We start from the raw sequence: 8,475 nt of genomic DNA on the forward strand, positions 1-8,475 counted from the left end.
TGTGTATAAGAGCCAGACGTCACCCAGTACGACCGCGCCTGCCGTACCCGGCATGCCTGCAACCCGCCCCCACCCACAGGACGGGAACCCGCCATCCGCCCAGTCCGCCGCTTCGAGCGCCGTTCGCCCGTTTCTGATCTCTCCAACCGTTTGGCCCGGACCGGGCCGGAGGCCTGTCATGAGTGATTACGAGCCGTTGCGTCTGCATGTCCCGGAGCCCACCGGGCGTCCTGGCTGCAAGACCGACTTTTCCTATCTGCACCTGTCCCCCGCCGGCGAGGTACGCAAGCCGCCGGTGGATGTCGAGCCCGCCGAGACCAGCGACCTGGCCTACAGCCTGGTACGCGTGCTCGACGACGACGGCCACGCCGTCGGTCCCTGGAATCCGCAGCTCAGCAACGAACAACTGCTGCGCGGCATGCGGGCGATGCTCAAGACCCGTCTGTTCGACGCGCGCATGCTCACCGCGCAACGGCAGAAAAAGCTTTCCTTCTATATGCAGTGCCTCGGCGAGGAAGCCATCGCCACCGCCCACACCCTGGCCCTGCGCGACGGCGACATGTGCTTCCCGACCTATCGCCAGCAAGGCATCCTGATCACCCGCGAATACCCGCTGGTGGACATGATCTGCCAGCTTCTCTCCAACGAGGCCGACCCGCTCAAGGGCCGCCAGCTACCGATCATGTACTCGAGCAAGGAGGCCGGTTTCTTCTCCATCTCCGGCAACCTCGCCACCCAGTTCATCCAGGCGGTCGGCTGGGGCATGGCCTCGGCGATCAAGGGCGACACGCGCATCGCCTCGGCCTGGATCGGCGACGGCGCCACCGCCGAGTCGGACTTCCACACCGCCCTCACCTTCGCCCATGTCTACCGCGCGCCGGTAATCCTCAACGTGGTCAACAACCAGTGGGCGATCTCCACCTTCCAGGCCATCGCCGGCGGCGAAGGCACCACCTTCGCCAACCGTGGCGTGGGCTGCGGGATCGCCTCGCTGCGGGTCGACGGCAATGACTTCCTGGCGGTCTACGCCGCCTCCGAGTGGGCCGCCGAGCGCGCCCGGCGCAACCTCGGGCCGAGCCTGATCGAATGGGTCACCTACCGCGCCGGCCCGCACTCGACTTCGGACGACCCGTCCAAGTACCGCCCCGCCGACGACTGGACCAACTTCCCGCTGGGCGACCCGATCGCCCGCCTGAAGCGGCACATGATCGGCCTCGGCATCTGGTCGGAGGAACAGCACGAAGCCACCCACAAGGCCCTCGAAGCCGAAGTACTGGCCGCGCAGAAACAGGCGGAGAGCCATGGCACCCTGATCGACGGCCGGGTGCCGAGCGCCGCCAGCATGTTCGAGGACGTCTATGCAGAACTGCCGGAGCACCTGCGCCGGCAACGCCAGGAGCTCGGGGTATGAATGCCATGAACCCGCAACACGAGAACGCCCAGACGGTCACCAGCATGACCATGATCCAGGCGCTGCGCTCGGCGATGGACATCATGCTCGAGCGCGACGACGACGTGGTGGTATTCGGCCAGGACGTCGGCTACTTCGGCGGCGTGTTCCGCTGCACCGAAGGCCTGCAGAAGAAATACGGCACCTCGCGGGTGTTCGATGCGCCGATCTCCGAGAGCGGCATCATCGGCGCCGCGGTCGGCATGGGCGCCTACGGCCTGCGCCCGGTGGTGGAGATCCAGTTCGCCGACTACGTCTACCCGGCCTCCGACCAGTTGATCTCCGAGGCGGCGCGCCTGCGCTATCGCTCGGCCGGCGACTTCATCGTGCCGATGACCGTACGCATGCCCTGTGGCGGCGGCATCTACGGCGGGCAAACGCACAGCCAGAGCCCGGAGGCGATGTTCACCCAGGTCTGCGGCCTGCGCACGGTGATGCCGTCCAACCCCTACGACGCCAAGGGCCTGCTGATCGCCTGCATCGAGAACGACGACCCGGTGATCTTCCTCGAGCCCAAGCGCCTCTACAACGGCCCGTTCGATGGCCACCACGACCGCCCGGTGACGCCCTGGTCCAAGCATCCGGCGAGCCAGGTGCCGGACGGCTACTACAAGGTGCCGCTGGACAAGGCGGCGATCGTCCGCCCCGGCGCGGCGCTGACCGTGCTGACCTACGGCACCATGGTCTACGTGGCCCAGGCCGCGGCCGACGAGACCGGCCTGGACGCCGAGATCATCGACCTGCGCAGCCTCTGGCCGCTGGACCTGGAAACCATCGTCGCCTCGGTGAAGAAGACCGGCCGCTGCGTCATCGCCCACGAGGCGACCCGCACCTGCGGGTTCGGCGCCGAGCTGATGTCGCTGGTGCAGGAGCACTGCTTCCACCACCTGGAGGCGCCGATCGAGCGCGTCACCGGTTGGGACACCCCCTACCCGCATGCCCAGGAGTGGGCGTATTTCCCCGGCCCCGCGCGCGTCGGCGCGGCATTCAAGCGTGTGATGGAGGTCTGAATGGGTACCCATGTGATCAAGATGCCGGACATCGGGGAAGGCATCGCCGAGGTCGAACTGGTGGAGTGGCATGTCCAGGTCGGCGACTCGGTCAATGAAGACCAGGTTCTCGCTGAGGTGATGACCGACAAGGCCACGGTGGAGATCCCCTCGCCGGTGGCCGGACGCATCCTCGCCCTCGGCGGCCAGCCGGGCCAGGTGATGGCGGTGGGCGGCGAACTGATCCGCCTGGAGGTGGAAGGCGCCGGCAACCTCGCCGAGAGTCCGGCCGCGGCGACGCCGGCCGCGTCCGTCGCAGCCGCCCCGGAGGAACCCAAGGAGACCCCGGTCGCGCCGCCGAAAGCCGCCGCCGAAGCGCCGCGCGCCTTGCGCGACAGCGAGGCGCCACGGCAGCGGCGCCAGCCCGGCGAACGCCCGCTGGCCTCCCCCGCGGTGCGCCAGCGCGCCCGCGACCTGGGCATCGAGTTGCAATTCGTGCAGGGCAGCGGTCCCGCCGGACGCGTCCTCCACGAGGACCTCGATGCCTACCTGACCCAGGACGGCAGCGTCACGCGCAGCGGCGGCGCCGCGCAAGGGTATGCCGAGCGACACGACGAACAGGCGGTGCCGGTGATCGGCCTGCGTCGCAAGATCGCCCAGAAGATGCAGGACGCCAAGCGACGCATCCCGCATTTCAGCTATGTCGAGGAAATCGACGTCACCGACCTGGAAGCCCTGCGCGCCCATCTCAACCAGAAATGGGGTGGCCAGCGCGGCAAGCTGACCCTGCTGCCGTTCCTGGTCCGCGCCATGGTCGTGGCGCTGCGCGACTTCCCGCAGTTGAACGCGCGCTACGACGACGAGGCCGAGGTGGTCACCCGCTACGGCGCGGTGCACGTCGGCATCGCCACCCAGAGCGACAACGGCCTGATGGTGCCGGTGCTGCGCCACGCCGAATCGCGCGACCTCTGGGGCAACGCCAGCGAAGTGGCGCGCCTGGCCGAAGCCGCGCGCAGCGGCAAGGCGCAACGCCAGGAGCTGTCCGGCTCGACCATCACCCTGAGCAGCCTCGGCGCGCTCGGCGGGATCGTCAGCACACCGGTGATCAACCATCCTGAGGTGGCCATCGTCGGCGTCAACCGCATCGTCGAGCGACCGATGGTGGTCGGCGGCAACATCGTCGTGCGCAAGATGATGAACCTCTCCTCCTCCTTCGACCACCGGGTGGTCGACGGGATGGACGCGGCGGCCTTCATCCAGGCCGTGCGCGGCCTGCTCGAACATCCTGCCACCCTGTTCCTGGAGTAAGCGATGAGCCAGATCCTGAAGACTTCCCTGCTGATCGTCGGCGGCGGTCCCGGCGGCTACGTCGCGGCGATCCGTGCCGGGCAACTGGGCATTCCCACCGTACTGGTGGAGGGCGCCGCCCTCGGCGGCACCTGCCTGAACGTCGGCTGCATCCCGTCGAAGGCGCTGATCCACGCCGCCGAGGAATACCTCAAGGCCCGCCACTATGCCGGCCGGTCGGCGCTGGGCATCCAGGTACAGGCGCCGAGCATCGACATCGCCCGCACCGTGGAATGGAAGGACGCCATCGTCGACCGCCTCACCAGCGGCGTCGCCGCGCTGCTGAAGAAACACGGGGTCGATGTCGTCCAGGGCTGGGCGAGGATCCTCGACGGCAAAAGCGTGGCGGTCGAACTCGCCGGCGGCGGCAGCCAGCGCATCGAGTGCGAGCACCTGCTGCTGGCCGCCGGCTCGCAGAGCGTCGAGCTACCGATCCTGCCGCTGGGCGGCAAGGTGATCTCCTCCACCGAGGCGCTGGCGCCCGGCAGCCTGCCCAAGCGCCTGGTGGTGGTCGGCGGCGGCTACATCGGCCTGGAGCTGGGCACCGCCTACCGCAAGCTCGGCGTCGAGGTGGCGGTGGTGGAAGCGCAACCGCGCATCCTGCCGGGCTACGACGAAGAACTGACCAAGCCGGTGGCCCAGGCCTTGCGCAAGCTGGGCGTCGAGCTGTACCTCGGGCACAGCCTGCTGGGCCCGAGCGAGAACGGCGTGCGGGTCCGCGACGGCGCCGGCGAGGAGCGCGAGATCGTCGCCGACCAGGTACTGGTGGCGGTCGGCCGCAAGCCGCGCAGCGAAGGCTGGAACCTGGAAAGCCTGGGCCTGGACATGAACGGCCGGGCGGTGAAGGTCGACGACCAGTGCCGCACCTCGATGCGCAATGTCTGGGCCATCGGCGATCTCGCCGGCGAGCCGATGCTCGCGCACCGGGCCATGGCCCAGGGCGAGATGGTCGCCGAGCTGATCGCCGGCAAGCGTCGCCAGTTCGCCCCGGTGGCGATCCCCGCGGTGTGCTTCACCGATCCGGAAGTGGTGGTCGCCGGGTTGTCCCCGGAGCAGGCGAAGGATGCCGGCCTGGACTGCCTGGTGGCGAGCTTCCCGTTCGCCGCCAACGGCCGCGCCATGACCCTGGAGGCCAACGAAGGCTTCGTCCGCGTGGTGGCGCGTCGCGACAACCATCTGGTCGTCGGCTGGCAGGCGGTGGGCAAGGCGGTCTCGGAACTGTCCACGGCCTTCGCCCAGTCGCTGGAGATGGGCGCCCGCCTGGAAGACATCGCCGGCACCATCCACGCCCATCCGACCCTCGGCGAAGCGGTCCAGGAAGCCGCCCTGCGCGCGCTGGGACACGCCCTGCACATCTGATTCCCGCGAACCTCGGTAGCCGGCCAACCACCGGCGCACATTACCCCCTTGCCCGTCGGGCAAGGGGGCTTTTTTCGTGGCCGCGAACCGGGTCGTCAGCAGGTCTCACCGCCCTGCGCGATCCCCCGCCCCTCACTCCGTCTCCAGCAACCCATGCCGCAAGCTCCCCGCCGCCAGGCGCTGGCGAATATCCTCGTCGATCCGCGGATCGTCCGGGCGGTACAGGCGCACCTGGCGGTAGGCGTTGATCCGGTTGATTTCCGCACCGAGGTACTCCCAGACTACCCGGCTGCATGCCGGGGTCCGCCGGTCACCGCTGGAAACGCCCATCTTCAGGCCGTTCAGGCGGGTGATACGGCTCTTGAAACTGGGAATGAGGATGGTCTGGCTCATCTCGTTGAGGGTCAGCGACTCGTAGTCGATCAGGAACACCCGGTCCTGCAACTGGAAGGCCGCGCCGAGGTAGCGGCAGCGCGCCCACTCCTCCGCCTGCACGTCGGTACTGCTGGTGCGCTCCTGGCGTTCCTGGCGCTCGAAGAGGAACACGCCGTCTTCCTCGTAGAGATGCACCAGGGAGAGCAGGATGCTGCCTGGCACCGACATGCAGTTGGCATATTCGAAGTAGTAGCCGCAGTAGCGGCTCAGGTCGCCGGCCTCGGCGCGCAGCGGTTGCAGCAGCCGCAACAGCGGGTCGTTGCTGGACTGGCGCGGCTGGGCGCTGGCACGGGCGCCGATCAGGCGGGCGAACTGCTCGGGCGGCAAGCCCAGCTCGTAGTCCTCGACGCCGAAGAAGTCGCCGATCCGCTTGCGGTTGTAGGGCGTCGGCTGGCTCTGGCCGCTGAGGTACTTGTTGAACTGCGCGCGATTGATCGCCAATTGCCGGCAAACCTCGGAAATCGAGCGGTAATGGCTGCAAAGCAGCTTGAGATTGGCGCCCAGGTGCTCGGACATCGGCGGCTCCGAAAGTGATGCTATGGACGCGATTCTAGCATCAGGTCGCATCAAGCAGGAGCAACCCGCGAAATTGTAACCGGGTGCGTCATGGCCAACCATGCGCCGCGCACCAAGGCGCTGCCGCAACGCACGCCGACACCAGAATAAGAACCGAGGTAGACCTCCATGCTTGAAATGCTCAACGATTTCCTTTCCGGAAAAGTCCTCATCGTCCTGATCGTCGGCCTGGGCGCCTACTTCACGATCCGTTCGCGCTTCGTCCAGTTCCGCCACTTCGGCCACATGTTCGGCGTGTTCAGGGAATCACTGCGCGGCCAGGCCGGCCAGCTCAGTTCCTTCCAGGCCCTGATGCTGAGCCTCGCCGGCCGGGTCGGCGCCGGCAACATCGCCGGGGTCGGCATCGCCGTGACCCTCGGCGGTCCGGGGGCGGTGTTCTGGATGTGGGTCACCGCGCTGGTCGGCATGTCCAGCAGCTTCTTCGAATGCACCCTGGCCCAGGTCTACAAGCGCAGCGACGGCGACGGCCTGTATCGCGGCGGCCCGTCCTACTACATCCAGCACGGCCTGAAGCTGCGCTCGATGGCGGTGGTCTTCGCGGTACTCCTGCTGGTGACCTACGGCTTCGCCTTCAACGGCCTGCAGTCCTACACCGTCACCCATTCGCTGCAGAACGCCTTCGGCTTCGCCCCGCAGCACACCGGGATCGCCCTGGCGGTGCTGCTCGGCGTGGTCTTCATCGGCGGCATCAAGCGCATCGCCGCGGTCTCCGACCTGCTGGTGCCGATCAAGACCCTGGCCTACATCGGCGTCACCCTGTACGTCATCGCCAGCCAGATCGAGCACGTCCCGGCAATGCTGGAAACCATCGTCAAGAGCGCCTTCGGCCTCGACCCGGCGTTCGGCGGCCTACTCGGCAGCGCCATCGTGATGGGCGTCAAGCGCGGCGTCTTCGCCAACGAGGCCGGCCTGGGCAGCGCGCCGAACGTCGCCGCGGTCGCCGCCGTGCGCCATCCGGCGGCGCAGGGCGTGGTCCAGGCCTTCAGCGTGTTCCTCGACACCTTCGTGATCTGCACCTGCACCGCCCTGCTGATCCTGCTCTCGGGCTTCTACACCCCGGGCTTCGAAGGCGACGGCATCGTCCTCACCCAGAACTCCCTGGCCGCGGTGGTCGGCGACTGGGGCCGGGTGTTCGTCAGCGTGGCCCTGTCGCTGTTCGTCTTCACCTGCATCCTCTACAACTTCTACCTGGGCGAGAACAGCCTGCAGTTCCTCAGCCGCAACCGCCTGGTGCTGATCGGCTACCGCGCGCTGGTGCTGGCCCTGGTGGTCTGGGGCTCGGTGCAGGACCTGTCCACCGTGTTCGCCTTCGCCGACATCACCATGACCTGCCTGGCCTTCGTCAACCTGATGGCCCTGGCTCTGCTGTTCAAGGTCGGCCTGCGGGTGATGCGCGACTACGACGTGCAGCGCCGCGCCGGGATCAAGCAGCCGGTGTTCGACTCGGCGCAGTTCGCCGACCTCGACCTGGACCGCGAAGCCTGGCCCGCCGGCCAGCACGCCGAGCCCCCGGCGCAGGCGGACGCCGAGCCGCTGCCGAGCGGCACTCGCTGAGTTTCGCGCAGGCGCCCTCCCCCTGGAGCGGCGCCTGCGCCACAATGGCGTCCCCTCTTCGCACGTCCGTCGCGAAAAGGCCCGACACAAGGATTACGGATGCTCCCAGTCAAGAACCTCTTCGTGCTCTACACCGGCGGCACCATCGGCATGTTGCAGACCCCGCAGGGCCTGGCCCCGGCCGGCGGCTTCGAAGCGCGCATGCGCGACCACCTGCAAAGCCTCGGCGACGCCCCGGACCTGCGCTGGCGCTTCGCCGAACTGCAACCGCCGCTGGACAGCGCCAACATGACCCAGGGCAACTGGCTGGCGATGCGCGACGCCATCGTCGCCGCGCTCGACGCCGGCCACGACGGCGTGCTGCTCCTGCACGGCACCGACACCCTGGCCTACAGCGCCGCGGCGCTGTCCTTCCTGCTCCTCGACCTGCCGATCCCGGTGCTGCTGACCGGCTCCATGCTGCCGGCCGGCGCGCCGGGCAGCGATGCCTGGGACAACCTGGTCGGCGCCCTGCGCGTCCTCCAGGAGGGCCACGCGCGCGGCGTACAGGTCTATTTCAACGATGCCCTGCTGCACGGCGCGCGGGTCAGCAAGCTGCGCAGCGATGCGTTCGACGCCTTCGCCGAACTGCCGCGACCGCGCCACGCCGAGCATGCGCCGGTGCCCGCGGCGCTCGGCTACCGCCAGCCGCGCCGGGAAGTGAACCTCGCCGTGCTGCCGCTCTATCCAGGGCTGCGCGCCGCGCACCTGCGCGGGCTGCTCGAC

At 68.5% G+C, this 8,475-nt stretch carries 7 protein-coding genes; 6 read left to right on the forward strand and 1 reads right to left on the reverse strand.

The annotated features are described in order from the left end of the window. Window positions 1-178: 178 nt before the first annotated feature. From FFS27_RS23935 to lpdA, 4 genes are read left to right on the forward strand one after another with little or no spacing between them, the layout of a single operon-like run. Window positions 179-1,411, forward strand: coding sequence for a 3-methyl-2-oxobutanoate dehydrogenase (2-methylpropanoyl-transferring) subunit alpha (locus tag FFS27_RS23935; protein ID WP_003111886.1), 1,233 nt, complete (start codon window positions 179-181; stop codon window positions 1,409-1,411). Then, on the forward strand, window positions 1,408-2,460 hold the full coding sequence (locus tag FFS27_RS23940; RefSeq protein ID WP_003089248.1) for an alpha-ketoacid dehydrogenase subunit beta: 1,053 nt from the start codon (window positions 1,408-1,410) through the stop codon (window positions 2,458-2,460). Before FFS27_RS23935 ends, FFS27_RS23940 begins: the two co-directional genes overlap by 4 nt. Continuing rightward, the gene (locus FFS27_RS23945; RefSeq protein ID WP_015502931.1) at window positions 2,461-3,747 is read left to right on the forward strand and encodes a dihydrolipoamide acetyltransferase family protein; all 1,287 of its coding nucleotides are present in this window, start codon (window positions 2,461-2,463) and stop codon (window positions 3,745-3,747) included. A 3-nt stretch (window positions 3,748-3,750) separates the two neighbouring features. Then, on the forward strand, window positions 3,751-5,145 hold the full coding sequence (lpdA, locus tag FFS27_RS23950) for a dihydrolipoyl dehydrogenase (protein ID WP_015502930.1): 1,395 nt from the start codon (window positions 3,751-3,753) through the stop codon (window positions 5,143-5,145). Window positions 5,146-5,277: 132 nt separating this feature from the next. On the opposite strand, the gene FFS27_RS23955 is transcribed toward lpdA, so the two are convergent. Then, a complete protein-coding gene (locus FFS27_RS23955) occupies window positions 5,278-6,096 on the reverse strand; it encodes a Cro/Cl family transcriptional regulator (protein ID WP_009315780.1) in 819 nt (272 codons plus the stop codon). Between the two features lie 168 nt (window positions 6,097-6,264). Between FFS27_RS23955 and FFS27_RS23960 the strand changes: the two genes are divergently transcribed. Next, window positions 6,265-7,710 carry an alanine/glycine:cation symporter family protein gene (locus FFS27_RS23960; protein WP_003089254.1) on the forward strand — a complete coding sequence of 482 codons (1,446 nt, stop codon included), beginning with the start codon at window positions 6,265-6,267 and terminating at the stop codon, window positions 7,708-7,710. A gap of 99 nt (window positions 7,711-7,809) precedes the next feature. Beyond that, on the forward strand, window positions 7,810-8,475 hold a 666-nt coding region (locus FFS27_RS23965), incomplete at its 3' end, for an asparaginase domain-containing protein (protein WP_132695701.1).

It is taken from the genome of Pseudomonas sp. 2VD (assembly GCF_005503585.1).
Taxonomy (GTDB): domain Bacteria; phylum Pseudomonadota; class Gammaproteobacteria; order Pseudomonadales; family Pseudomonadaceae; genus Pseudomonas; species Pseudomonas aeruginosa.